10 protein-coding genes are annotated in these 25,675 nt (G+C 60.2%); 4 read left to right on the top strand and 6 right to left on the bottom strand.

Translation table 11 applies throughout. The annotated features are described in order from the left end of the window. Positions 1 to 60: 60 nt before the first annotated feature. The gene (gene poxB, locus GIW02_RS13945; RefSeq protein WP_236414145.1) at positions 61 to 1,785 is read right to left on the bottom strand and encodes a ubiquinone-dependent pyruvate dehydrogenase; all 1,725 of its coding nucleotides are present in this window, start codon (positions 1,783 to 1,785) and stop codon (positions 61 to 63) included. A gap of 77 nt (positions 1,786 to 1,862) precedes the next feature. Then, entirely contained in the window at positions 1,863 to 3,095 is a 1,233-nt protein-coding gene (locus GIW02_RS13940) for an NADH:flavin oxidoreductase/NADH oxidase family protein (RefSeq protein WP_236414143.1), read from the bottom strand. Positions 3,096 to 3,165: 70 nt separating this feature from the next. On the opposite strand from GIW02_RS13940, the gene GIW02_RS13935 reads away from it, so the two are divergent. Next, positions 3,166 to 3,573, top strand: a complete 408-nt coding sequence (locus tag GIW02_RS13935) for a MerR family transcriptional regulator (protein ID WP_236414141.1) — start codon at positions 3,166 to 3,168, stop codon at positions 3,571 to 3,573. Between the two features lie 130 nt (positions 3,574 to 3,703). Here GIW02_RS13935 and GIW02_RS13930 read toward each other — a convergent pair whose 3' ends face one another. Both GIW02_RS13930 and GIW02_RS13925 read right to left on the bottom strand, forming a co-directional pair. Continuing rightward, a complete protein-coding gene (locus GIW02_RS13930; RefSeq protein ID WP_058411677.1) occupies positions 3,704 to 4,198 on the bottom strand; it encodes a DUF934 domain-containing protein in 495 nt (164 codons plus the stop codon). After that, the gene (locus GIW02_RS13925) at positions 4,182 to 5,840 is read right to left on the bottom strand and encodes a nitrite/sulfite reductase (protein ID WP_236414139.1); all 1,659 of its coding nucleotides are present in this window, start codon (positions 5,838 to 5,840) and stop codon (positions 4,182 to 4,184) included. Before GIW02_RS13925 ends, GIW02_RS13930 begins: the two co-directional genes overlap by 17 nt. Positions 5,841 to 6,522: 682 nt before the next feature. On the opposite strand from GIW02_RS13925, the gene GIW02_RS13920 reads away from it, so the two are divergent. Then, positions 6,523 to 11,331, top strand: coding sequence for a dermonecrotic toxin domain-containing protein (locus GIW02_RS13920; protein WP_236414135.1), 4,809 nt, complete (start codon positions 6,523 to 6,525; stop codon positions 11,329 to 11,331). A gap of 59 nt (positions 11,332 to 11,390) precedes the next feature. On the opposite strand, the gene GIW02_RS13915 is transcribed toward GIW02_RS13920, so the two are convergent. Next, entirely contained in the window at positions 11,391 to 11,606 is a 216-nt protein-coding gene (locus GIW02_RS13915) for a DUF2970 domain-containing protein (RefSeq protein ID WP_236414133.1), read from the bottom strand. 147 nt (positions 11,607 to 11,753) lie between these two features. Between GIW02_RS13915 and GIW02_RS13910 the strand changes: the two genes are divergently transcribed. After that, on the top strand, positions 11,754 to 18,719 hold the full coding sequence (locus GIW02_RS13910) for an NEL-type E3 ubiquitin ligase domain-containing protein (protein WP_268935441.1): 6,966 nt from the start codon (positions 11,754 to 11,756) through the stop codon (positions 18,717 to 18,719). Between the two features lie 37 nt (positions 18,720 to 18,756). On the opposite strand, the gene metH is transcribed toward GIW02_RS13910, so the two are convergent. Beyond that, positions 18,757 to 22,467: a methionine synthase gene (metH, locus tag GIW02_RS13905; RefSeq protein WP_236414129.1), complete on the bottom strand. Its 3,711-nt coding sequence runs from the start codon at positions 22,465 to 22,467 to the stop codon at positions 18,757 to 18,759. Between the two features lie 167 nt (positions 22,468 to 22,634). On the opposite strand from metH, the gene GIW02_RS13900 reads away from it, so the two are divergent. Continuing rightward, complete coding sequence (locus GIW02_RS13900) at positions 22,635 to 24,926, top strand: fatty acid cis/trans isomerase (protein ID WP_236421898.1); 2,292 nt, start codon at positions 22,635 to 22,637, stop codon at positions 24,924 to 24,926. Positions 24,927 to 25,675 lie beyond the last annotated feature (749 nt).

Below are 25,675 nucleotides of genomic sequence, written 5' to 3'. Positions count from 1 at the left end.
GAGCTTTTGTGACGAGGGAGCAGGCTCCCTCGCCACAGTCAGCGCATTCCTACAGTGGGTTTATCGCAGCCAGTTAGTGCGTGCCAGCTCAATGACCTCGTCACCGCGCCCGCTCATCACTGCCTTGAGCATGTACAGGCTGAACCCCTTGGCTTGTTCCAGCTTGATAGTCGGCGGCATCACCAGCTCCTGGGTGGCGGTGACCACATCCACCAGCACCGGGCCATCATGCGCCAACGCGCGGCGCAGCGCCGGTTCCAGGTCCTCGGATTGCTCCACGCGGATGCCGAGGATGCCCATGGCGTTGGACATCGCCGCGAAGTCTGGGTTTTTCAGTTCGGTGCCGGCATCCAGGTAGCCGGCCGCCTTCATTTCCATCGCGACAAACCCCAATGACGAGTTATCGAAGACGATAACTTTGACCGGCAGGTTGAGCTGCGCCAACGAGATGAAATCCCCCATCAGCATGGCAAAACCGCCGTCGCCCGACATCGAGATCACTTGCCGCCCCGGGAACGCCGCTTGTGCGCCGATGGCCTGGGGCATGGCGTTGGCCATGGAGCCGTGGTTGAACGAGCCGATCAGACGGCGCTGGCCATTCATTTTCAAGTAGCGCGCCGCCCAGACGGTGGGCGAACCCACGTCGGCGGTGAAGATCGCGTCATCATCGGCCAGCTCACTGAGCAGGCGCGCCACGTATTGCGGGTGGATAGGGCGGTTGGCCTTTGATGGCTGTGCGAGGTCGTCCAGGCCCTGACGGGCTTTTTCGTAATGCTTGAGGGACGTTTCGAGGAAGCTGCGATCGGTCTTGCGGGTCAGGCGAGGCAGCAGGGCGTCGAGGGTTTCGCTGACATCGGCGGCGATGCCCAGGTCCAGCGTGGCGCGACGACCCAAGGCCTGTGGGTCGCGGTCGATTTGAATGATGTTTGCGTCGGTGGGGTAAAACTGGCGGTAGGGGAAGTCGGTGCCGAGCATGATCAGCGTGTCGCAGTCGAGCATCGCATGGTAGCCCGAGCTGAAGCCGATCAGGCCGGTCATGCCCACGTCGAACGGGTTGTCCCACTCCACGTGTTCCTTGCCGCGCAGGGCGTGCACCACCGGCGCGCCCAACGTGTCGGCCAGGGCGACCACCTGGTCATGCGCACCGGCGCAACCGCTGCCACACAACAGCGTGACCTTCTGGCTGCTTTGCAGGATGTCGGTGAGGCGTTGCAGGTCCTGTTCCGCCGGCAGGGTGCGCGGCGCGTGTAGGGCGGGCCAGGGCTTTAGCGTGTTTTCGACTTCCAGCAGCGACACGTCCCCCGGGATCACCACCACCGCCACGCCGCGATTGAGGATCGCCGAGCGCATGGCGCGGTGCAGCACCTGGGGCATCTGCTCGGGGTTGGTGACCAGTTCGATAAAGTGGCTGCACTCCTTGAACAGCTCCTGGGGATGGGTTTCCTGGAAGTAGTTGAGGCCAATCTCGGACGATGGGATCTGTGCGGCAATCGCCAGTACCGGCACATGGTTGCGATGGCAATCGAACAGGCCGTTGATCAAATGCAGGTTGCCCGGCCCACAGCTGCCGGCGCACACCGTCAGCTCACCGGTGGCCGCCGCTTCGGCACCGGCGGCGAACGCGGCGACTTCTTCGTGGCGCACGTGCATCCACTCGATGCTGTCCATGGTGCGCAGGGCGTCGGTGAGGCCGTTGAGGCTATCGCCGGTCAGGCCCCAGATGCGCTTGATGCCCGCCTGTTCAAGGGTGGTCGCCAATTGCTGGGCCAGGTTGATTTTCGCCATGAAGAACTCCAATCGTCAGTGAGGTTAAAAATTGCTGATCAATAGGGGACAGTTCGATCACGGCGAATGCTCCGCGCTTAATGTGAAGATTGCGTCATGGCGGCGCGGTATTGGCGGGTGCGCCGGGCGATAAACCATTGATCGCGCACCAGTGCCATGCATGGGGCGACCTTCGCCTTGGGCCGATGGCCACGGCTGAGGCGGCGCATCTGGTAGCGCACCACGGCGAGGATGGCGAGAGAGGCCAGGGGTTTGCGCTGCCAGTCGATCGGTTTGAGTTGCGGGTTGGGGTCGCGACCTTCGCGCCACTGCTTGATCAATTGCGGCTCCAGGGTCAGGGCGGTGGCGATACCGGCCATGGCAATGCCGCTGTCGAGCACCTGCTGCACCACGGGCAGGCGGCGAATGCCACCGGTGACCATCACCGGCATGGTGGCGATGGCGGCAAGCTCGGTGGCCATCTCCAGGAAGTATGCCTCACGCGCCAGGGTGCGACCGTCACGCGCTTCGCCTTGCATGGCCGGGGCTTCGTAGCTGCCGCCGGACAATTCCAGCAGGTCGATGGGCAACCGGTTGAGCATCTCGACCACGGCGCGCGCGTCGGCCTCTGCAAAGCCGCCCCGCTGGAAGTCGGCGGAGTTGAGTTTGACCGCCACGCAAAACCCAGGGCTGACACTGGCGCGCACCGCAAGGATCACTTCCAGCAGCAAACGCGCACGGTTCTCCAGTGAACCGCCCCAGCGGTCGGTGCGCTGGTTGCTCAAGGGTGACAGGAACTGACTGAGCAGGTAGCCATGGGCGCCGTGGATCTGCACGCCGCTAAACCCGGCTTTCTCGGCCAGGCGCGCACTGGTGGCGAAGCGCTTGATCACCTCTTGGATATCGCCCTCGGTCATGGCCTTGGGCTTGGCGAACATCTTCGAGAATCCGCCCAGGTCGAGTGCAATGGCAGAGGGCGCCACTGCTTGCTGGCGCAGATTGGCCGGCGTCTGGCGTCCCGGATGGCTGAGTTGTACCCAGAAATGCACGCCCTTGCCGCGCGCGACCTCGGCCCACTCGCGAAAGCTGTCCAGCTGCTGCTCATCCTCAAGGGCGACGCCGCCGGGGCCGGTCATGGCGCGGCGGTCGATCATCACATTGCCGGTGATCAACAGGCCCGGTTCACCCTCCGCCCAGGCGTTGTACAGCTGCTTCAATTCGCGGGACGGTGCTTGTCGGGCATCGGCCATGTTCTCTTCCATCGCGGCTTTGGCGATACGGTTGGACAGAACCTGGCCGTTGGGCAGTTGCAGGGCTTCAAAGGGTGACATGGTTGACTCCTGAGCGGGGGAGGCCTCAGGCTAAGCTTAAAGTTAACTTTAATGTCAAGCGGGCGTCGGGATGAATATTGGTGAGCTGGCAAAACAGAGCGGTTTGGCGGCGTCGCGCATCCGCTTTTATGAAGCCCAAGGTTTGATCAGCCAGGTGGGGCGCCAGGCCAACGGCTATCGGCGTTATTCACAAGAGGCACTGCAGACCCTGCAATTGATTCAAAGCGCGCAACAGGCCGGGTTTACCCTGCAGGAACTCAAGGCCTTGATGCCTGCGCCAGGCGAGCACAAGCGTGAAGAGCTGCTCGAGGCGCTGGAGCGCAAGGTGGCGCAGATCGAAGGGATGCAAGCGCAACTGGCCCACAGCAAGGCGCAATTGCTCGGCGTGATCGAAGCGGTAAGGGCGCAACCGCAAGGGGTGCCGTGCTCCATGGGGCAGAAGCAGGTGCTGGCGTCGATCAAGGTCGGCCCACAGTAAGCAGATCCAAATGTGGGAGGGGGCTTGCCCCCGATAGCGGTGGGTCAGTCATCTAAGCGTTGACTGACACTTTGCTATCGGGGCAAGCCCCCTCCCACAGGTAGTTTTGCTTTGTTCTGCAGATTCGGTCTTAGCGGCGACGGAACAGCGGCAGCGGCTCATCCGTTGCAGCCTGGTACGTCACCGAGAAGTCCTTGAGGCTTTCCAGCGCTTCGTACGGGTCTTTGTCGGCGCGCAAGGCGAAGGCATCGAACCCGCAACGGCGCAGGTAGAACAACTGGTCGCGCAGCACATCGCCAATCGCGCGCAGCTCGCCCGTGTAACCGTAACGGTCACGCAGCAGGCGCGCGTTGGAGTAGTTGCGACCGTCGGTAAAGGCCGGGAAGTTCAGGGCGATGACCTGGAAGTGTTCCACGTCGGCGCCGATTTCCTCGGCTTCTTCATCGGCGTCCAGCCACACACCCAGGCCGCCGTCGCGGGCCTTGAGGGCGTGGCCGTGCTCGCGCCACAGCGCCAACGGCACGATCAGGTCGTCGCAGTTGGAAATGCCGTCGAAGCTCGCGTCCTTGGGCAGCAGGTGCCAGGTTTCGTCGAGGACTTCGTTGTTCTTAATGATTCGCTGCATAGACGCGCTCCTTGAACAGGTCAATGCCGATGCGCTGGTAGGTGTCGATGAAACGCTCATCTTCGGTGCGCTGTTCGATGTACACGTCGATCAGCTTGCCGATCACCTCGGGCATGGCTTCCTGGGCGAAGGACGGGCCGAGGATCTTGCCCAGGCTCGCATCGCGGCTGGCGCTGCCGCCCAGGGACACTTGGTAGAATTCTTCGCCTTTCTTGTCCACGCCCAGGATGCCGATGTGGCCGACGTGGTGGTGACCACAGGCGTTCATGCAACCGGAGATGTTCAGGTCCAGCTCGCCGATGTCGAACAGGTAGTCCAGGTCGTCGAAACGGCGCTGGATCGATTCGGCAATCGGGATCGATTTGGCGTTGGCCAGGGAGCAGAAGTCGCCACCCGGGCAGCAGATGATGTCGGTCAGCAGGCCGATGTTCGGCGTGGCGAAACCGCCTTCGCGCAGCTCGCCCCACAGGGTGAACAGTTGGCTCTGCTCAACGTCCGCGAGGATGATGTTCTGCTCGTGCGAGGTGCGCAGTTGGCCGAAGCTGTAGCGCTCGGCCAGGTCGGCGACGGCGTCCAGCTGCTTGTCGGTGATATCGCCCGGTGCAACACCGGTGGGTTTGAGCGACAAGGTGACGGCGACATAACCCGGCTTTTTGTGCGCCAGGGTGTTGCGGCCACGCCAGCGGGCAAAGCCTGGGTGCTCTGTATCCAGCGCTGCGAGCTCGGCGTCCTGGTTGGCCAGGGCCTTGTACTCAGGGTCGACGAAATGCTTGGCGACGCGGTGCACTTCGGCTTCGGTCAGGGTGGTCTGGCCGCCGCGCAGGTGTTCCATCTCGGCGTCGACTTTCTGGGCGAACACCTCAGGGGTCAGCGCCTTGACCAGGATCTTGATCCGGGCCTTGTACTTGTTGTCACGACGGCCATAGCGGTTGTAGACCCGCAGGATGGCGTCGAGGTAGCTCAACAGGTCTTGCCACGGCAGGAACTCGTTGATGAACGCGCCGACCACGGGGGTACGGCCCAGGCCGCCACCGACCAGGACGCGGAAGCCCAGCTCGCCGGCCGCGTTGTACACCGGCTCCAGGCCGATATCGTGCACTTCGATGGCGGCGCGGTCCGAGGTCGAGCCATTGATGGCGATCTTGAACTTGCGCGGCAAGTAGGCGAATTCGGGGTGGAAGGTGGTCCACTGACGCACGATTTCACACCAGGGGCGTGGGTCGATCAGCTCATCGGCGGCAACACCGGCGAATTGGTCGGTGGTCACGTTGCGCAGGCAGTTACCGCTGGTCTGAATGGCGTGCATCTGCACGGTCGCCAGCTCAGCCAGGATATCCGGCACATCTTCAAGGGCCGGCCAGTTGAACTGTACGTTCTGGCGGGTACTGATGTGGGCATAGCCTTTGTCGAAGTCGCGGGCAATCTTGGCCATCATGCGCGTCTGGCGCGAAGTCAGTTGGCCATAGGGCACGGCCACCCGCAGCATCGGCGCAAAGCGCTGAACATAAAGGCCATTTTGCAGGCGCAGAGGGCGGAACTCTTCTTCGCTCAGTTCACCTGCTAGGTAGCGTCGGGTCTGATCACGGAACTGCTTGACGCGGTCCTCGATGATGCGCTGATCGTATTCGTCGTATACGTACATATAGGTCCTGTTCTCGGCAAATCTGCGCGCACGGCCGCGCACTCCCAACGGAGCCGGCGCACGATACCAGTTTGCGTTTATGCGCAAAAGTGATGTTTGAGTATATGCAAATAACCAAATTGACTAATGAGAACGGTTATCGCGATACCCACATTTGTCATGCGGGCAATCGTCGACTTTACTGTGAGCGTGTTTGAGTGCAATCACCTATAAAACCGATAAGAGGCGATGCCATGAGCAATCCGACCAAAGCCCGTAAACCCGACAGTACCGTGGATGCCTGGGCGATTCTGTTCCTGATCATCCTGGTGGTGGGAGCCGCTGTGTTCTGGGTCAGTCATCAATGACGAAGGCGTTTCTCAGCGCTGGCAATTCGACCCAGACCTTCTAGATCAGTTACGCGCAATTCATGCAGGCCGCCGCCAGGGACCTCGGCCTGGATTTGCGTGCGCGCGATTCCGAGCGCAACGCCGAGAGCAGCGTCTCCCAGGCCGGTGACGCCTTGCAGGGCAGCAGGGTGAAGCTGTTGACCGCCTACCGGATCGAGCGCGCTCTGCGCAGGCAAGCCCCCCAGCTTGATCGGTGCATTCACCGCGCTCGGCGCGGGTCAACTAACTATGCATCACCGATAACACTACCCGCCGTGATGTGCTGCCTCCCTTATCAAATAAGGAGAGGCCTCATGCCAAGCCCCACCCCCAACGCGACAACTTCTGCGACATCGTCACTGGCCAGCGAAAGCATCCACTGCGCGTTTATTGAAGACAAAATTCCCAAATGGCTGATCGACGCCACCGCGCCCAGGCGCGCGGCACTAAAAGACGCCAACCTGGCTTTGCCTGATTGGTATCACCAGGTCTCAGTGCAACAGCGCGATGCAATAAGCGCCGCCAGCACCGCCAGTTTTATCTCCCAGACGGCGCTGGACAAGGCGCTATCGGGCTTCAAGGACATCGACACCTTCGCCGAACCCCTGCTGGTATCAGCGCTTGAGAAGCAGTTTCGCGTCACGCTGGACGTCAAGAAAACCTTCGTGTGCCTCAGGAAACCTGTGGAAATGGGGATTCTGAGCATCGACGTCGCAAGTTTCGAGTTCTTGAAACTGCCGCTGTTACAGGCAGCGTTACATAACTTCGAGGCCTGGGAGTGCGAAACCGATGCCTTCCATGAATCGTCCGGCTTTGTGCTCGAGGGCACGACTCCCGAAATGTTCGAACCCCTTGCAACCTCCTTGACGGTGGCGCAGTTCACCGCGCTGTGCCGGTCTCTGGATATCGGCGCGAAGTACCAGGATTACCTCACGGGCTATTTCAAACCTGCCAACGGCGTACTCGATCCGGCGCTGCAAGTGAAGTTCATCGCCGCCCAAAAGGACGCGCTGTGGGCCGCCGCTGAATTGGCGCTGCACAAAAAACACATCGAACTTGCCGACTACAACATGATCAAGTCCGTCATTCAGGGAGAGATGGATCCGCGGCTGAACGGCAAGTCGGTGTGGTTAAAGGACCTGAGCCTGATGAAGCACCGGATGACCGGTTGTGTTCTGTTCAGCATTGGTGGGCTCAATCATCACGAGAATGAGCTTATTTTGTATGTGCCCCATGACCCGGAGCACCCGCTCAAGCGGTACACCTATACGCAAATGCGCGCGGAGTTCAAACGCCAGTTCACTGCCGCTGACCCTTCGGGGTCCCAAGCTGACGGTCCGACCAGCTACCAGCGGTTTTTCAGTCAGTTTGTGGCCTACGCCGACCGTGCGCATTACTTCAGTCAATTTACCGAAGACTCGCCGGATGCACCGTTCGTTGACACGGTCGGCCCGTATCTCCCGTTGTTGAATAACCTGACAAAGGTGATCGGTGCATTTTCGGTGTTTACCGCTATCAAGGAACTGCCGCCTGCCGGCACGCCCAAGCAGGTGGCGGTGAAGGATCCCTATCTTGCCCCGGACGCGATGGATCGCGCAGACCAACGTACCTGGGCTGAAAACACTGACGTATGGGCCTACCTGTTCGAGCGCCATTGCGATCAACTCTTTGCCGATGCCAAAAGCCACGCCGTGCCCACGGCGGATGTGGATGCTCTGGCGCGTTCAAAAAAGCTCTCTGGCTTGCTGAACATCGGCATGTTGCTGTTGGGCGGCGTGTCGATGTTTGTGCCGGTGTTGGGTGAAATCATGATGGGGGTGATGGTCGCCCAACTGCTTCAAGAAACGTTTGAGGGTGTCGTCGAATGGAGCGAAGGCGATCGCAAGGCCGCGAAGGCGCACCTGATCGACGTGGCGGAGAACCTTGCCCTGTTGGCGGTGATGACCGGGGCCGGCAAAGGTCTGGCCAAGCTGACGGCGGTCAAGGCCGAGCCGGTGATCGAGGGCCTGGAACGCGTCACGTTGCCCAATGGTCAGGTCCGACTCTGGAAGCCGAACCTTGAGCCCTACGAGCGCAACGTGGATTTGACCGGTGCGCAGCCTGACGCGCAGGGCCACTATGTGATCGACGGTACAATCTACGCCCGCCGAGGGGGCAAGACCTACGAGATTTTTTACGATGCATCGAGCAAGCAATCGCGGATCAAACACCCGAGTGACCCTGACGCCCACCAGCCTGTTTTAACGCCTGCCCCTGAGCTGTCAGCCGACAGGAGCGTGACGAAAAAAGCGTTTGGCTACCCTCTCAGCGGGGAAGGTGCCGCAGGTACCTCCGGCTTGAACCCCTCGCTGGCGCCCCGTGTGCTGGACCTCTATCCCGACCTGACGATACAACAGGCCAACGGGTTTGTCCTGAAGCAGGTGCAGGCGGGGAAAACCGATGCGCAAATTTTCAGTCGCCTGCAAACGCTGTCCCGTGAATGGGATGCGCTGGAGCGGACACTCGATCAGTGGGCAAGTGCCGGCGACGAGCAGCGAGCCACGACGGTAAGGGCGATAAAAACGTGCTGGCGAAATGCGCCGCTGGCCGAGGAAAATCCTGGCCTGCGTAAATTGTCGATAGTCCTGGATGCGCCGTTACCCGTCCTTGAGGCCGATTTCTCCCATGTGCTTGAACTCGATGTCCAAGGGGCTGGAGTGACCCCCAACGCTATCAACGTGATGCTTGAGCGTTTCCCTGAGGTGCAAGACCTTTCACTGACAAATGCTGTGCTGCGCAGTGCGCCCCATCAATTGAGCCGGATGCAGAAGCTGACTCGGCTTACGCTGCAACTGGAAATCCCGCTTAGAGGCGTTTCGTCACGGCTGCGGACATTGGCCAACCTCGAGGAGTTGAATCTGAGTATTCGGGGGCCGCTCGAAGATGAAGGCAATCTGGACCTGAGCAACATGGACAAGCTGCGCGTATTAACCATCGATGCACCCCATTTGAAAACCTGGCCTTCCGGACTGTTTGAACTCCCGCATCTTGAACGATTGGATTTAAAGAGTACCGCCATAAAAACTTTGCCGACTGAGCTCTCCAAGGCGCACGAGCAACTGTTGCAGGGCTTGAACCTCAATTGGAGCAATTTCACCGAGGGTGGCCTCACCTCGGCGTATGAGTCCCTGAAGAACACCTCTGGCGGCGCACTTCTTCGAGAGGCGATCGGAGGTGAATATTGCCAACGAGTCTTGCCTCGTTTTGGCCCGTGGGACCGTGGGGATTTAAGGCTCTTGTACGAGATGCTGGGCAGCAAGAGCTGGAAAGCCATTGAGGAGATTGATTCGCTGAGTAGACAGTACGACGAACTCTGCGGGCAACTTGACGCGTGGAGTGCCGGCAAAATAGAGGAGCGTGCGGCAAGGCAGCAGATGGGCCAAGGCCTGCAAAATTGCTGGCGTAAAACCGTGCTGAAACACTTTGGCGTGCATGGCGGTGACATGCTTGTTGCGATGTCGGATGGTCTGGTGAGCGAACTGCCAGTACTGTCGGGGCAAAAATTGTCCAGCGTACGAATACTGAAGTTGAACGATCTGCGCCTCCCGGCCGAACGTATACGTGAATTTATTCGTGCTTTTCCCGCCACCACGAACCTGGATTTGAGCCGCTGTGAGTTGGCCGAAGTCCCGCTGGTGTCGGATGACTTGCCGGCGCTGGAGATACTCAATCTTGACAAGAACCCGCTGACGAGAGTGGATGTGCGCGGGATGAATAATCTCTGGGCCTTGATGCTCCGGGCGACAGAGCTGAGTGAATGGCCCAGCGGGGTAGAGGATCTGCCGAACCTGATGTGTCTGGATTTGCGTGAGAGCCGGCTTTCCACCCTGCCAGAGGTATTCCTGTCCCGCGACGAACTCGTGCTCAATACGCATTTGGGCGGCACGCCGTTGAACCCGCAAGCGCTGTCTGACTTGCAGGTGGCACGCCAGCGTGTCGAAGGCGCAAATGTCTTGCCGCAAGGTGCTCTGGAAAGGTTGGCGACCGCAGAGGTCTCACCGACTTTTCCGCCACTGAGGGCGGGCCTACGGCTCAGCAAAACGCTGTGGACTTTGCCGCCTCCGGAAATCCTTGAAGGTGAGGGGGCATTGTCACTGGAAGGGCGATTACGGCGAACGTTGCCTGGTCTCACGGAAGCGGGGCTTTCAGGTTGGCTCGAGGCCATGAATGAAAAGGGCTTTACCTCGTCGCAAATCCACCAGTTGATCAATGTTTGGAATCAGCAGTTCGAAACGCTGACACGCGAACTCAATGGTTGGATGTTGGATCGATATTCGCAAGTCCGTCAGAACGTTGATGTCCGAAAAGCCGGCTTTCACATTATCTATCGGTGGGCGCAGGGGAGATTTGCACCCAGTTTCGAGCAGGAGCTGAATCTGAGTGGGTTAAAACTGGGCGTGCTGCCTGAGCTGTCGTTGCCACTGACTGGCGTTACAACGCTGGATATGACCGGTATGGAACTTTCCTCTACCGCTTGCGAGGCGTTTCTGCGTTCGGTTACCGACGTTCGTACACTCAGGCTAAGCAAAAACCCTCTGGAAGTCTTGCCCTCGACCCTGTCCTCCCTGGAGCAGCTTGAGCGGCTGGAGTTGTCTGACACCGGCCTGGAGGACTCCGACTCTGTGAATGCCGTGATGCGTCGCTTCAAGCACTTGAAATGGCTGGACCTGAGTCGAAACCGACTTGGATTCGGGTTTGATCTCACTGGCTTGGATGCGCTCGAAACGGTGGATCTGAGTTACAACTATATTTATGACTGGCCTGAAGGCGTTTTCGAAAGTAGAACGCTCAAGACCTTGAATTTGGCAAGTAACCAGCTTGATAGACTTCCCGATGAACTGTTTGAAGAGCAGCATGAGGCGTTAGTCAAAGGCATCAATGTGGTGGATAACGCACTCGAGATCGGCTTCCTTAGGAGAATTCGCGATGAATTGCGTGTCGCCTCGGGCGACGTGCCACCCCATGAAGAACTCGGCAGCTATTTGGGTTACACATTGGAACAAGTGACGCAGGAGGTCATCGATTACGAGGACGAAGTTGGAGCCTCGGGAGAGGAAGGAAATTCTGACGAAATTTCGGATTAATGATCAAGTAATCAACCTCCCACGTTTGGCAGACGCCAGCGCATTCATCTTGCGCTGGCTCAAACCCCAGCCAGGTGCAGCACCAGCTGCACGATACCCAACAGGGTCAAGGCAAAGATTACGGTAAACACAATGCCCAGCACGATGAAGTGGCTGGGCTTGCCGTGGGTAAAGTCGCGCGCACGGTTTTTGCCGCTCTGCACACCGAAGGCGGCAGCCATCACGCTGTGCAGCATTTGCCAAAAGGTTGGCGGCTTGTTGCTGGAGTCGTTCATGTGGCCCTCGACGGGGGGATAAACCCAATGCTCCACAAAGGATAGTCAACTTGCGCTAAAACGCGGCCCCATAGCTATCTACTGCCTGGCAGGGCAGCGTACTGGATGTACTGAGACTCCTTAACTCGCGTCACCAGGAGTCACTAGATGTCAGGCATACCCCCTCGCGCAGACGACGGTCTGCATACGAAACAGATCAGAACCAGCATCCCGGCGTGGATTGCTCACAGTACGCTCACCGATATTCAAAGCCTCAAGCGTGCGTTGTTTCCCGGCCACTCCCCGTCAGCGCCGCTACCGCACTGGCAGACCAGCGCCAGCCCGCAACTGCAAAGCGCCCTCAGCACCAGTCAGACGCGAAGTCGCACCTCCCGGGAGCTTCTGGCCAAGACCCTGGAAACGTTGAAAGGGGTGAGCGCGTTTACCGAGCCGCTGCTGGTCGAGGCCTTGAAAAAGCGCCTAGGGAAGACCCTGGATGTGAATAAAAATGCGCTGTTCTACCTGCGCTACCGCATGGCGACCGAACGGCACACATTGCTCCAGGCGGCGTTGTTGAACTTCGAAGGTAATGAGGACTTTTCCCAGACGCAGCTGGGTGAAACCAGCGCCTTGGCGCCTATCGATGCGCTGATCACTGAGTATGGAGAGTTCGACCACGTAGTCGGGGGATCGCCGGCGACTTATCGCTATACCGAAAAACTGCCGCTTTCCCCCCAGGATTTCTCCCAGTTGTGCCGCACGCTGGATCTGGGGCGGCAATATCAAGAACACTTGAAACAGGTGTTCGAGGCACCTGACCGTGCGGCAGTGGTGCGCTCACAGATGATCGCCGCGCAAAAAGACCTATTGGAAGTGCGGGTGCACACCGCCCGCATGAAGAATGAGATCACTGAATCATTCTATCGGGCGCTGCTGGCCGTGCTGTCCGGCACCCCGTACGCGACGCTGGAAGGCAAGCCATTGGCCTACAGCCGCTTATCGATTTTCGGTATGCCTCTGGGCGAAGTCGTCCTGATTGGCCCGGGCTTCAAACCCAAAGGACGTACGGCGTTCGACTGGGTCTATCCGATCCCGGGTGTCCTCGACTTGTTGATCCCTAAAATGCCCGTTGGGCGCTTCGTAGTGTGGATTCCGGGGGCGCCGCTGTACCCGCTCAAGGAGTACGACTCGATTGCGCAATTCAACCAGGACCTAGCGATCAATTTGCGCGCGCCGTCCTATCAGAAGCTGTTCGCCAGCCTGCTGCCGCAAAACAAGGCGGCGGATTTTTTGCAGCGTTTGGAAGCCAGGTTGTACACCTACAAATGGAACAACCAAGGGCTGCGCGAGCGGGTGTACGACGAGAATATCGATCTGAACCTGCGCGACACGCCCATCACCGACGAGCCGTTCGGCGCCCTCTACGATCTGCATGTGCAGCGCCTGAAAGACAACGCGCTGGCGGTGGCAGTACCCACCGCCGAAGCTGATCGCCAGGCCGCCAAGGAACGTCTCGACTATTGGCTGAGTATCGGCATGAATGCGCTCAACGTGGCAGCGTTCGTCGTGCCGGGGGTGGGCGAGTTGATGATGGCGGTGACCGCCGTTCAGTTGGGAATGGAGGTCTACCACGGCATCGAATCCTGGCAACAGGGAGATATGGAAGCGGCTTTGGGCCATTTGGAGTCGGTAGCGCTGAATGTCGCCTTTATGGCGGGCCTGGGCGTGGCCGGTGTAATGGCAGGCAAGGCGCCGCTGATTCAGGTGTCCAAATGGGTCGATGGGATGGTGCCGGTCAAGCTGCCCAGCGGCGAGGCTCGGCTCTGGAAGCCCGACCTTGTGCCGTATCGGAGCAAGGTGGTGATTCCGCCTTCGGTCAAGCCCAACGCCCGTGGTCAATATGAAGTAAATGGCAAGATTTACGTGCGTATCGGCGACGGTGTTTACGAAAAGGGTTTTGATACCCATCTAAAAAAATGGCGGATCAAACACCCCACCAACGATGGGGCGTATCAGCCCATCCTGCAGGAGAATCGCGGCGGCGCCTGGCGTGAAATCCACGAGCGGCCTCTGGAGTGGGATCGCCTGACCCTGTTACGCCGTATCGGCCATGAGACCGAGGGCTTGTCTGACGAAACCTTGACCACCCTTGGCGAGATAAGCGGGGTCAGTGACGATGCGCTGCGCCAGATGCATGTGGATGGCCTGCCGGTGCCCTCGTTGCTCGCCGAGACCCTGCGCCAATTTCGGCTCGATGACGAAGTGGGCAGTGTAATCGCGCAGATTCGGCGAGGCACCGGGTTGGATTGGCGTTATGAATACGCCTTGCCGCTGGTTGTCGAAATGCCTCGCTGGCCTGCCGGGCGCATCCTGGAGGTGTTCAATGGCCCGGAACTGTGGGGCAGCTCCCGAGAGTACGGCACCCGTACGTCGGCGGCGGATGTGCGCGCCACGATCAAGATCACTCGCCGCGAGGTGTTGCAAGGCAAACTCCCGCAGCGCGTACTGGCCGACCTGGACGAGCAGGAAACCATCGATTTGCTTGGGCGTCAGGCACAGGGTGTGGACGTCGCGAGGGAGCCTATCTTCAATGCGCGCCTGGCGGATCATGCGCAAAAGAGCAGCACGCAAATCTATCAAAGCCTGCAGCGTTCCAGCGACGCGGTGGTAGAGCACAGCGAGTGGTTGCGGCGCAGGTTTCCACGTCTGTCCAGCGAGGGTGTGCGTGAAGTGATGGGCAATGCCAGCCCCAGCGAATTGGCACGCATCAGCGAGGGCGGTGAGGTACCCGCACGCCTGGACGACCTGGCACGTACCTATCTGCAACAAAGCCGTTTGAACCGGGCCATGGCGGGCCTGCATCGCGATAACCTGGCCTCCTTTGACAGTGATCGACTGGCATTGCATACCTTGGAGCGTCTGCCGGGCTGGCCGACGAATCTGCGCCTGGAGCTACACGCTGAGCGCTTCGAGGGTCGGGTGCTTGACAGTATCGGCAGTGAAACTGCGCCGCAACGCAAGTACCTGGTCAGGGCCGGGGAACGGTTTCAGGCCTACGACGAGCAGGGAGTGCCGCTCAATGGCGTGCCTTTGCATGGCCGGAATTTGTATGAATCGATCATGCACGCACTGCCCGATTCGGCCCGCAGCGGGCTGGGGCTGCCACAGGTTAATCAGCACGAAGAGCTGCAGCGCTTGTTGGCGCGTTACGCCAGTACCCATCGCACTGAAATGGCGGATTTTTTGAAACTGCGCCTGCCGCGATCACGGCCTGCGCTGTCTCGGGTATACGGACGGCCGGGGTTTGCGCTCTCGGGGGATGGCAAGGGGTTGGTGGCGCACGGGTCGTTGACCGCACGAGTGCGCGATGTGTACCCGAACCTTACCGACACCGAGGCGGATACCTTTATATTCAGTCGGCTGGGGCAGGGCGATACCGAGCAGCAGATTGTGCACTTCCTCAACGTACGTCAGCGTGAGTTCCAGGTGCTGAAAGCGGCGCTGGATGAGTGGGCGGAGGTCTATCCGCCTGGCATAGCGGGGCTTCGAGAGTCCCGTGAGCGTGTGGCGAGGACTCTGATCAACTGTTGGCGCAATAGAATATTTACGGATGCACCTGCGCTTTACACGGTGGACCTGACAGGGGTCGGTGACTTGCCAGCGTTGGTCGCTGACTTTTCCGATGTGCGGATGTTACGGGTGGACGCAAACATGATTCTCGGCGAGCCGGGCGCCGCGCTGTTGCGGCAGTTTCCCCGCGCGAAGCGCCTGAGCCTTAATCTCGACCAATCGACGCTAGCCCCGGTCATTGAACGCCTTGGCGGACTGCGAAGCGTCACCGACGTAATATTGACCGGTGAGGGGTTGGTGTTCATGCCTGCCGTGTTACAGCGCCTGAATACCCTGGAGCATTTGCAGATGTTGTCGCTGCGCGGGGCGATGCTGACATTGGACGTCAGTGGTTTGCGCAACCTTCGCGCGCTGTCGGTATCCGGGACGTTGGCGACCTGGCCGAGCGGTGTGTTTGAGCTTGAGCACCTGGCCTTCCTCAACCTCAAGGGGACGCGGATCAACGCACTGCCCGAGACGTTGTTCGCTGGGCATTCGCGCCTATGGCGTAGGCTGCAATTGGATTGGTCGGCCTTCGAGCCACGTGTCGCCTTGAGAGCCTTTGAATACCTGCTTGATAACCCGGCGCATCCGGTGGATGTCGAACAGTGGGTGGCCGGCTATGGCGAGACAGTACTCAATCGTGAGGTGCCGGAGCCGGGCGATTTTGGGCGACGAGTCATGTCCGGGTTCAGGCGCCAGGGGCTGTCGTTGCGCGACCGGATGACGCGCATTGAAACCTTGGTCGAAGAACGTCGAACGCTCATGCAAAAGTTGCAGGAGTGGCAAGCGACACCCCTACAGGTGGGTCGCGAGTCAATCTCCGCGTTCACCCGTGAGCGCTGCGCGACAAGCTTGATCAATTGTTGGCGTGCGGGGCTGGAGGGGCGCTACCTTGCGCCGGGCGAGGGGCTGTCTGTCAGCCAAGGGATCGGCGAACTTGATCTCTCCACTGGCGCCCTGGGCGTGTTGCCGGAGTTGCCCGATGGCCTTTTCAACCATGTGCGGCGCTTGAATCTGCATGGGGTGAATGCCAGCCCCGAAGGGTTCGACGGCTTTCTGCGGCAGTTTCCTGAGGTGCGCCATCTGAAACTGTCCAGTAACAACCTGACAGCCCTGCCGTCGAGCCTGGCGGACCTGAGACCCACGCACCTTGATCTGTCCTTCAACCATCTGACCATCACCGCCGAAATTCAGGAAACCCTGGGTAGCCTGACCACGCTTGAGGAACTCAACTTGCAGGGCAACCGCGTGGAACAGCTGCAGATCAGCAAGCTTGTCCACCTCAGCACGTTGCGACTCTCTGGCACCGCCCTCAAGGCCTGGCCCGAGGGCGCTCTGGAGCTGCCTCGTTTACAGCTGTTGGATTTAAGCCGCAGCGCTGTAACGACGATTCCCGAGGCGGCATGGCACGGGCATGATGCGCTGTTGCAGGGGACCAATGTCCGCGGTTGCCGGTTGACGCCGCCAACGTTGCAGGCGGTTAGCGCTTATGGCCAACGCGCCCGCCTGGATCAGCCGCTCGGTATCCCCATGCCGCTTCTGGCTGAAGGGCGCACGGGCGGAGATCCGGAGTTTTTTCCGGAAAACGTGAGCGATAACCCCAAGATTTTAATCGTCGTTCCTGAACAGACGGGCAGCGTCGAGGCCTTGACCCCGGCAGCCTTCCTGCAGCGCCTGGACCCGACTATGAGCGACACCATGGCCGGCGGTCATATTCAGATACTGGAACTGGAAGGCTTGAGCACGGCGCAGATCGAGGAGCGGCTGACGGAATGGAGCCTGCACAAAGAACGGCTGATCAACACCCTCAATGACTGGATCGATGTTCCCGCCTATCGCGAAGGCACTCGTTGGGTCAGCGCCTGGGACCGCAGGCGTGCGGCAGAAAAAATAGTGGAGGTCTGGCGGGGGCATGCCTATCGCCGCTACCTCTCCAGCACATTGACAAATGACAAGCATCTGAATCTGGTCGGTCTTTGCACCGGCGATCTACCGACACTGCCCAAGCAGTTTGACCACGTCACCGAACTGACGCTGAGCGAGGTCCGCATGACGGCACAAGGCTCAAATGACTTCTTGCGAGGGTTTCCAAACCTGCGTGAGTTGACATTGGACAACAATGGGCTTACCAGCCTCCCGCAGCCTCTGACTGAGCTGACGGCCATCATCCGTATCAGCGCGGCGCAAAACGGCTTGACTGACGGCGCCGAAGTAGCGCGCCAACTCCGCGCCTTGCCGGCCTTGAAGCATGTGAACTTGCGTTGGAATAACTTGGACAGTTTCGATGTGAGCGGAATGGACCTTCTGGAGAGCCTTGATCTGAGCCACAACGCGCTGAATCAGTGGCCGGCGGCCGTGCTGGACGCGCCGCACCTGCGCTCGTTGAACCTGAGCCTCAACCGAATCTCGGAGATCCCGGAGCGTGCCTTGACGCCTGCGTGCAGTGAGTTGATGGAGGGTACGGAACTGAGTGACAACCCGTTGACCAGGCTTACATTTGCCCGTTTGAGCGTATACCTGGATGAAACCGGAGAGGGTTTGGGCTATACCCAGCACGATATCAACGTGGACTTGGGCGAATCGTCAGAAGAGTTCGATGCCAGCACGACCAGTGAGGAGAGTGACGGCGAAAACCAGGATGCAGATGTTCACCCTGAGAACTTGACCCCCCAGCAGCAGAAAGACCAATGGTTTTCCGGTGTAGACGCCCATTCGGAAAAGCACCTGGTCTGGGACGCCCTCAAGGAGGCCGAGAATAACAGCTACTTTTTCTACAACCTTGCGCAACTGAGGCATGCGCGGGACTTTAAGGATGACCTGGCCGAACTGACCCAGCGGGTCTGGACCGTATTGGATGCGGCTGACCAGGACGCAGGGTTGCGCGACAGGTTGTTTACCCATGCGCGTGCATCCAGGACCAATGCCACCTGCGGTGACGGCTGGATGCTGTTGTTCAGTGAACTGGAGACCATGGTCTATGAGGCGAAAGTATTAACGTCCGTGGCTATCGGCAGCGCGGAGGAAGGGCGAAGCCTGCTCAAGCTGGCCAGAGGCATGATTCGGCTGGATGAGGTAGAAGCTGAAGCCCGGAAGGCCATCGCCCTTCGCCCCAATACCGACCCCGCTGAAGTCCGTTTTGCCTATCGCATAAAGCTGGCAAAACGTCTTGAACTGCCGCGCCAACCGGTCGATATGCTCTACGAGCCGGTGGCAAACGTCAGTGATGCCGATATCAAGCGAGCCTATGACAGGATTATCGAGGAGGAAAACACCACGGCGTTTCTGCAAAAGTTGGCGACACGCGACTATTGGGTGAGCTACCTGGAGCGCACGTACCCAGACGACTTCAGTGAACTGTCGCGCCAAAAAGAAGTGGAGGTGACGGCGCTGGAAGCGCTTTATCCTGAGTTGAATGACGCCTATGGGGAGGCCTACGAAAAGCTGCATAAAAAATACCAGGCCGAGAGCTTGCAGCTGTTGATCCGCCTCTCGGGTCAGCAGCGCAGCAGTCTCGGTGTGTAATTAGACGGAGCCGGCCCTGGGCCGGCTCCGGCACCGGTCAGTTGTCGTAGCCCAGGTTCGGCGCCAGCCAGCGCTCGGTCACGCTCAGGTCCTGGTTCTTGCGGGCGGTGTAGCTCGCCACCTGGTCCTTGTCGACCTTGCCCACGGCAAAGTACTGCGCCTGCGGGTGGGCGAAGTACCAGCCGCTGACTGCGGCGGCCGGGAACATTGCGTAGTGCTCGGTAAGGAACACACCGCTGCGGCCGGCGTGCATCTCGCTGGCCTCAGGGTCCAACAGTTGGAACAACTGGGCCTTCTCGGTGTGATCCGGGCACGCCGGGTAGCCCGGGGCAGGGCGGATGCCGCTGTATTGCTCTTTGATCAGCGCCTCGTTGTCCAGCTGTTCGTCCTTGGCGTAACCCCAGTGCTCTTTACGCACCTGCTGGTGCAGCCACTCGGCGCAGGCTTCGGCCAGGCGGTCGGCCAGGGCCTTGACCATGATCGAGTTGTAGTCGTCGCCGGCGTCCTGGTAGGCCTTGGCGACTTCTTCGGCGCCGATGCCGGCGGTGGTGATGAAACCACCGATGTAGTCGGTCACGCCGCTGTCTTTAGGCGCCACGAAGTCGGCCAGGGAGAAGTTCGGCTTGCCGTCGGTCTTGATGATCTGCTGGCGCAGGTGATGCAGCTTGGCGATCGGCTGGCCATCGTCACCGTAGACCTCCAGGTCATCGTCCTGCACCTGGTTGGTCGGCCAGAAGCCGAATACGGCGCGGGCGCTGATGAGCTTTTCGTCGATCAGCTTGGCAAGCATTTCCTGGGCATCGGCATACAGCGCGGTCGCGGCTTCGCCGACCACTTCATCTTCAAGGATGCGCGGGAATTTGCCGGCCAGGTCCCAGGAAATAAAGAACGGTGTCCAGTCGATGTACTCGGCCAGCACCTTGAGGTCAATATTGTCCAGCACCTTGGCCCCGGTAAAGGTCGGCTTGACCGGGGTGTAAGTGCTCCAGTCGAACTGCGGCTTCTTGGCGATGGCCGCCGGGTAGCTCAGGCGCTCGGTGCGCGCGCTGCGGTTGGAGGTGCGTTCGCGCACGTCGATGTATTCCAGGCGGGTTTTTTCGACGAAACCGGCCTTCAATTCCTTGGACAGCAACTGCGTGGCCACGCCCACCGCGCGCGAGGCGTCGGTCACGTAGATCACTGCGTCGTTGCTGTACTTGGGCTCGATCTTCACCGCCGTGTGGGCTTTGGAGGTGGTGGCGCCACCGATCATCAGCGGCAGGTGGAAATCCTGGCGCTGCATCTCGCGGGCCACGTGCACCATTTCGTCCAGGGACGGGGTGATCAGGCCGGACAGGCCGATGATGTCGCACTTCTGCTCCTTGGCCACCTGCAGGATTTTCTCCGCAGGCACCATCACGCCCAAGTCGACGATGTCATAGCCGTTGCAGCCCAGCACGACGCCGACGATGTTCTTGCCAATGTCGTGTACGTCGCCTTTGACCGTGGCCATCAGGATCTTGCCCTTGGCCTCCGGCTTGTCGCCTTTTTCCAGCTCGATGAATGGGATCAAGTGGGCCACGGCCTGCTTCATCACCCGGGCGGATTTCACCACCTGAGGCAGGAACATTTTACCGGCGCCGAACAGGTCACCGACGATGTTCATGCCGGACATCAACGGGCCTTCGATCACTTCGATCGGGCGCGCGAACGACTGCCGGGATTCCTCGGTGTCTTCGACGATGTGCGTGGTGATGCCCTTGACCAGCGCGTGTTCCAGGCGCTTGTTGACGTCCCAGCCACGCCATTCCTCGGTCTCGGCTTCTTTGACGCTGCCGTCGCCCTTGTACTTGTCGGCGATGGCGAGGAGGGCGTCGGTGCCTTCCGGGGTGCGGTTGAGCACCACGTCTTCCACCGCGTCACGCAGTTCGGCGGGGATCTGGTCGTAGATCTCCAACTGGCCGGCGTTAACGATACCCATGGTCAGGCCGTTGCGGATCGCATACAGCAGGAACACCGAGTGGATCGCCTCGCGCACCGGGTTGTTGCCGCGGAACGAGAACGACACGTTGGACACGCCGCCAGAGGTCAGCGCATACGGCAGCTCATCGCGGATGTAGGCACAGGCGTTGATAAAGTCGACGGCGTAGTTGTTGTGCTCTTCGATACCGGTGGCGACCGCGAAGATGTTCGGGTCGAAGATGATGTCTTCCGGCGGGAAGCCGACTTCATTCACCAGGATGTCGTAGGAGCGTTTGCAGATTTCTTTCTTGCGCGCTTCGGTATCGGCCTGGCCGGCTTCGTCGAAGGCCATCACCACCACGGCGGCGCCGTAGCGCTTGCACAGTTTGGCGTGGTGAATGAACTGCTCGACGCCTTCCTTCATGCTGATCGAGTTGACGATGCCCTTGCCCTGGATGCATTTGAGGCCCGCCTCGATCACTTCCCACTTGGAGGAGTCGATCATGATCGGTACGCGGGAGATGTCCGGCTCGCCGGCAATCAGGTTGAGGAAGGTCACCATGGCCTTCTTCGAATCGAGCATGCCCTCGTCCATGTTGATGTCGATCACCTGGGCGCCGGCTTCCACCTGCTGCAGGGCGACTTCCAGGGCTTCGGTGTAGTTGTCTTCACGGATCAGGCGGGCGAAGCGGGCGGAACCGGTGATGTTGGTGCGCTCGCCGACGTTGACGAACAACGAGTTGCGATCGATGGTGAACGGCTCCAGGCCCGACAGGCGGCATGCCTTGGGAATGTCCGGGATCGGGCGCGGCGCGTAACCGGCCACGGCCTTGGCGATGGCCTCGATATGGCCGGGCGTGGTGCCGCAGCAGCCGCCGACGATATTGAGAAAGCCGCTCTGGGCGAATTCTTCGATGACCTTGGCGGTTTCCGACGGCAGTTCGTCGTACTCGCCGAACTCGTTAGGCAGGCCGGCGTTGGGGTGCGCGGAAACGTGAGTGCTGGCCTTGTTCGACAGCTCTTCCAGGTACGGGCGCAGCTCGCTGGCCCCCAGGGCGCAGTTGAGGCCCACGGAGATCGGCTTGGCGTGGGCCACGGAGTTCCAGAACGCTTCGGTGGTCTGGCCCGACAGGGTGCGGCCGGAGGCGTCGGTGATGGTGCCGGAAATCATGATCGGCAGTTCGAGGTTCAACTCCTCGAACACGCCCTGCACGGCAAAAATCGCCGCCTTGGCATTGAGGGTGTCGAAGATGGTCTCGATCAGGATCAGGTCGGCGCCGCCCTCGATCAGGCCTTTGGTGGCCTCGGTGTAGTTTTCCACCAGCTCATCGAAGGTCACGTTGCGGTAGCCGGGGTTGTTCACGTCCGGCGACAACGAGCAGGTGCGGCTGGTAGGGCCAAGCACGCCGGCGACGAAGCGCGGCTTGGCCGGGTTCTCCAGGGTCTTGGCGTCGGCGATCTTGCGCGCCAGGCGTGCGCCTTCCACGTTAAGTTCGTAGGCCAGTTCTTCCATGCCGTAGTCGGCCATGGAAATACGCGTGGCGTTGAAGGTGTTGGTTTCCAGAATATCGGCGCCGGCATCCAGGTAGGCTTTTTCGATGCCGCCGATCACGTCCGGACGGGTGAGCACCAGCAGGTCGTTGTTGCCTTTGACGTCGCTCGGCCAATCGGCGAAGCGTTTGCCACGGTAATCCTGCTCCTCAAGCTTATAGCTCTGGATCATCGTGCCCATGCCGCCGTCGAGGATCAGGATGCGTTCCTTGAGGGCGTGGTGGAGGGCTTGCAGACGAGCGCTACGATCGGGCATGGGACTACTCTAGGTCAGGCATTACGGAGGGCGTGGATCATAGCAAACCTGTGCGCTTTTGGAGCATGGCAGGTTTTTGCATGAATATCGTTCATGTTGATGGCGCGTCGACACCGGTAGAATCGTCGGCAATTTTTCAGCGCACGCATTGAATCGGGACCGGATACATGTCACTTCGTCTTATCGTCAGCGCCGTCCTGGCCTTGATCGCCAGTACCGCGTTGGCAAAAGGTCCCGCTCCGGCGATCTCCTATACCCGCGACATCCAACCCATCTTCACCGAGAAATGCGTGGCCTGCCACGCTTGCTACGACTCCGCCTGCCAGCTCAACCTCGGCAGTGCCGAGGGCGCGGCACGCGGGGCGACCAAAGTGCCGGTCTACGACGGCGAGCGCAGCCAGGCCACGCCGACCACCCGTTTGTTCTATGACGCGTTCGGCAAACAGGCCTGGCAGCAGAAGGGCTTTTATTCGGTGCTGGACGCCCAGGGCAGCCAGGCCGCCTTGATGGCACGCATGCTCGAGCTGGGCCACAACGCGCCGCTGCAACCCAACGCCAAGCTGCCCGACGAGATCGCGCTGGGCCTGAACCGCGCAAATATGTGTGCAACCCCTGGCGAATTCAACGCCTACGCCGGCGCCCATCCCAAGGAAGGCATGCCGCTGGCGGTCACCGGCCTGACCGACCAGCAATACCAGACCCTGCAACGCTGGCTGGCCTCCGGTGCGCCGATTGATGAGCAGGGCCTGGCACCCAGCGCCAAGGAAGCCTTGCAGGTGCAGCAGTGGGAGAACCTGTTCAACCAACCCGGCGCCCGCGAAAGCCTGGTGGCGCGCTGGTTGTTCGAGCATTTGTTCTTGGCGCATATCTATTTCGAGAACGGCGAGCCGGGGCATTTCTTCCAGTGGGTGCGTTCGCGCACGCCGAGTGGCCAGCCGATCGACCTGATCGCCACGCGCCGCCCCAACGATGACCCCGGCACCCAGGTGTACTACCGCCTGTGGCCGGTGCAGGGTGTGATCGTGCATAAAACCCACATCACTTACCCGTTCAGCGCGGCCAAAATGGCGCGCATCAAGGCGTTGTTCTACGCCGGTAACTGGCAGGTCAACGCCTTGCCAGGTTACGGGCCAGGGCGCCGTGCCAATCCGTTCGAAACGTTTGAGGCGATCCCGGCCAAGGCGCGCTACCAGTTCATGCTGGATAACGCCGAATACTTCGTGCGCACCTTTATTCGCGGGCCGGTGTGTCGTGGGCAAATTGCCACGGACGTGATCCGCGATAACTTCTGGACCCTGTTCCAGGACCCCGAGCACGACCTGTACATCACCGATGCGCGCTATCGCGGCCAGGCCACGCCAATGCTGGCCATGCCGGGGCAGAACGACGATGTAGGCAGCGTGCTCAGCCTGTGGCTGGCCTATCGCGACAAGCGCAATGAATACGAGGCGTTGCGCCGTGACAGTTATGCCGACGTGCCGGCGCCGAGCTGGTCGAGCCTATGGGCGGGCAATGACAATGCCTTGCTGACGATTTTCCGGCATTTCGACAGCGCCTCGGTGACCAAGGGCCTGATCGGCGAGGTGCCGCAGACGATGTGGCTGTTTGACTACCCGCTGCTGGAGCGTACCTATTACCAGTTGGCGGTGAATTTCGATGTGTTCGGCAATGTGTCGCATCAGGCCCAGACCCGGCTGTACTTCGACCTTATCCGCAATGGTGCGGAGCAGAACTTCCTGCGTTTGATGCCGGCCGATACCCGTGAAGACTTCCTCGACGACTGGTATCAGAACAGCGGCAAACTCAAGATGTGGCTGGATTACGAAGCGATTGATGATGACAAGCCGACCGGCTTGCATCTGGATGAAAAGGATCCCAAGCGCGACTTTGCCAGCCAGTTGCTTGCTCGCTACGGGGACCTCAATGCGAGTCCGGATCCGATCAACCGCTGCAGCGGCGCTTTTTGCTCGCGTGACGGTATCGATCCGGCGTTGCAGGATGCTGAGCAGGCGTTGAGCCGCCTGACCTCCCGCCCGGCGGCGGGGCTAAAGGTTATCGAGCAGTTGCCCGAAGCGACGATGCTGCGCGTTGAGACTGCCGATGGTAAGCGCGTGGTCTACAGCATGTTGCGCAACCGGGCGCACAGTAATGTGGCGTTTTTGCTGGGTGAGGCGTATCGCTATCAGCCGGGGTTGGACACGGTGACGATCTACCCTGGGGTGCTCAGCAGTTATCCGAATTTCATGTTCAATATCCCGGCGCTGGAAGTGCCGGCGTTTGTTGCGCAGATGGAGCGGGCCAAGGATGCCAAGCGGTTTGAGGCGATTGTTGACCGGTGGGGTGTGCGGCGGAGTCATCCGTTGTTTTGGCGGTATTTTCATGATTTGTCGCGGTATGTGCGGGAGACGGCGCCGTTGGAGGAGGGGGTGTTGGATATGAATCGGTATGAGAATTTGTGAGGTTGGGGTGGGGGTGGGGTGGGTACATATCCGTTGTTGCGGTAACGGCGGCTATTGGTTCCGCCCTTACGGCGGGTCACTTTTGAAAAGAGCCCAAAAGTAACCAAAAGGCTCTTGCCCCACCACTCGGCACCTCGCCTAGGCTCGGTGTGCCCGCACGCAGCCTTGAATCCGTGGGCCGCCGCGATGGGCCATCCCTGGCCCAGCGCGGCTAACCCGGCGTCCTGCCGGGTTACCCACGGATTCAAGCCTGCGTGCGGCCAGCGTGGTTAATGGGGCGCCTAAGATCAAAATCAAAAGCACGGCGGCCTGACAGCCGACCTGAGTGGTGTAGAGCAAAAGCGCGGGTTGTGGGCGCGCTTGGCGGCGTTGGACCCGACCGGAGTTGCGCCTTTTGATTGCGGTCAAAATGTGGGAGGGGGCTTGCTCCCGATAGCGGTGGGGCAGTCACAGATGCATTGGCTGACATACCGCTATCGGGAGCAAGCCCCCTCCCACATTTGAACCGAGTGAGGCTTCAAGGATCAGGTCGGCTGTCAGGCCGCCTCGCGTTGCTCTGTTTTGCTGTGGCCCTTACATCCTTACCGCTGACGAAGTCAGCGATCTTTTGATCTGAAGCTTTTGATCTTGATCTTAGGCGCCCCATTAAACACGCTGGCCGAACGCAGGCTTTGGAGCGTGGGCAACCCGGCAGGACGCCGGGTTAGCCGCGCTGGGCCATGGATGGCCCATCGCGGCGGCCCACGCTC

The sequence above is a fragment of the Pseudomonas syringae genome (genome assembly GCF_021606685.1).
GTDB lineage: Bacteria > Pseudomonadota > Gammaproteobacteria > Pseudomonadales > Pseudomonadaceae > Aquipseudomonas > Aquipseudomonas syringae_R.
The sequence above is the reverse complement of the archived record's forward strand: the minus strand, read 5'-3'. Positions and strand labels throughout refer to the sequence as shown.

Coding starts and splice junctions, on each gene's coding strand:
- poxB (WP_236414145.1), bottom strand. CDS start 1,785: ATGGCGAAAATCAACCTGGCCCAGCAATTGGCGACCACCCTTGAACAG.
- GIW02_RS13940 (WP_236414143.1), bottom strand. CDS start 3,095: ATGTCACCCTTTGAAGCCCTGCAACTGCCCAACGGCCAGGTTCTGTCC.
- GIW02_RS13935 (WP_236414141.1), top strand. CDS start 3,166: ATGAATATTGGTGAGCTGGCAAAACAGAGCGGTTTGGCGGCGTCGCGC.
- GIW02_RS13930 (WP_058411677.1), bottom strand. CDS start 4,198: ATGCAGCGAATCATTAAGAACAACGAAGTCCTCGACGAAACCTGGCAC.
- GIW02_RS13925 (WP_236414139.1), bottom strand. CDS start 5,840: ATGTACGTATACGACGAATACGATCAGCGCATCATCGAGGACCGCGTC.
- GIW02_RS13920 (WP_236414135.1), top strand. CDS start 6,523: ATGCCAAGCCCCACCCCCAACGCGACAACTTCTGCGACATCGTCACTG.
- GIW02_RS13915 (WP_236414133.1), bottom strand. CDS start 11,606: ATGAACGACTCCAGCAACAAGCCGCCAACCTTTTGGCAAATGCTGCAC.
- GIW02_RS13910 (WP_268935441.1), top strand. CDS start 11,754: ATGTCAGGCATACCCCCTCGCGCAGACGACGGTCTGCATACGAAACAG.
- metH (WP_236414129.1), bottom strand. CDS start 22,467: ATGCCCGATCGTAGCGCTCGTCTGCAAGCCCTCCACCACGCCCTCAAG.
- GIW02_RS13900 (WP_236421898.1), top strand. CDS start 22,635: ATGTCACTTCGTCTTATCGTCAGCGCCGTCCTGGCCTTGATCGCCAGT.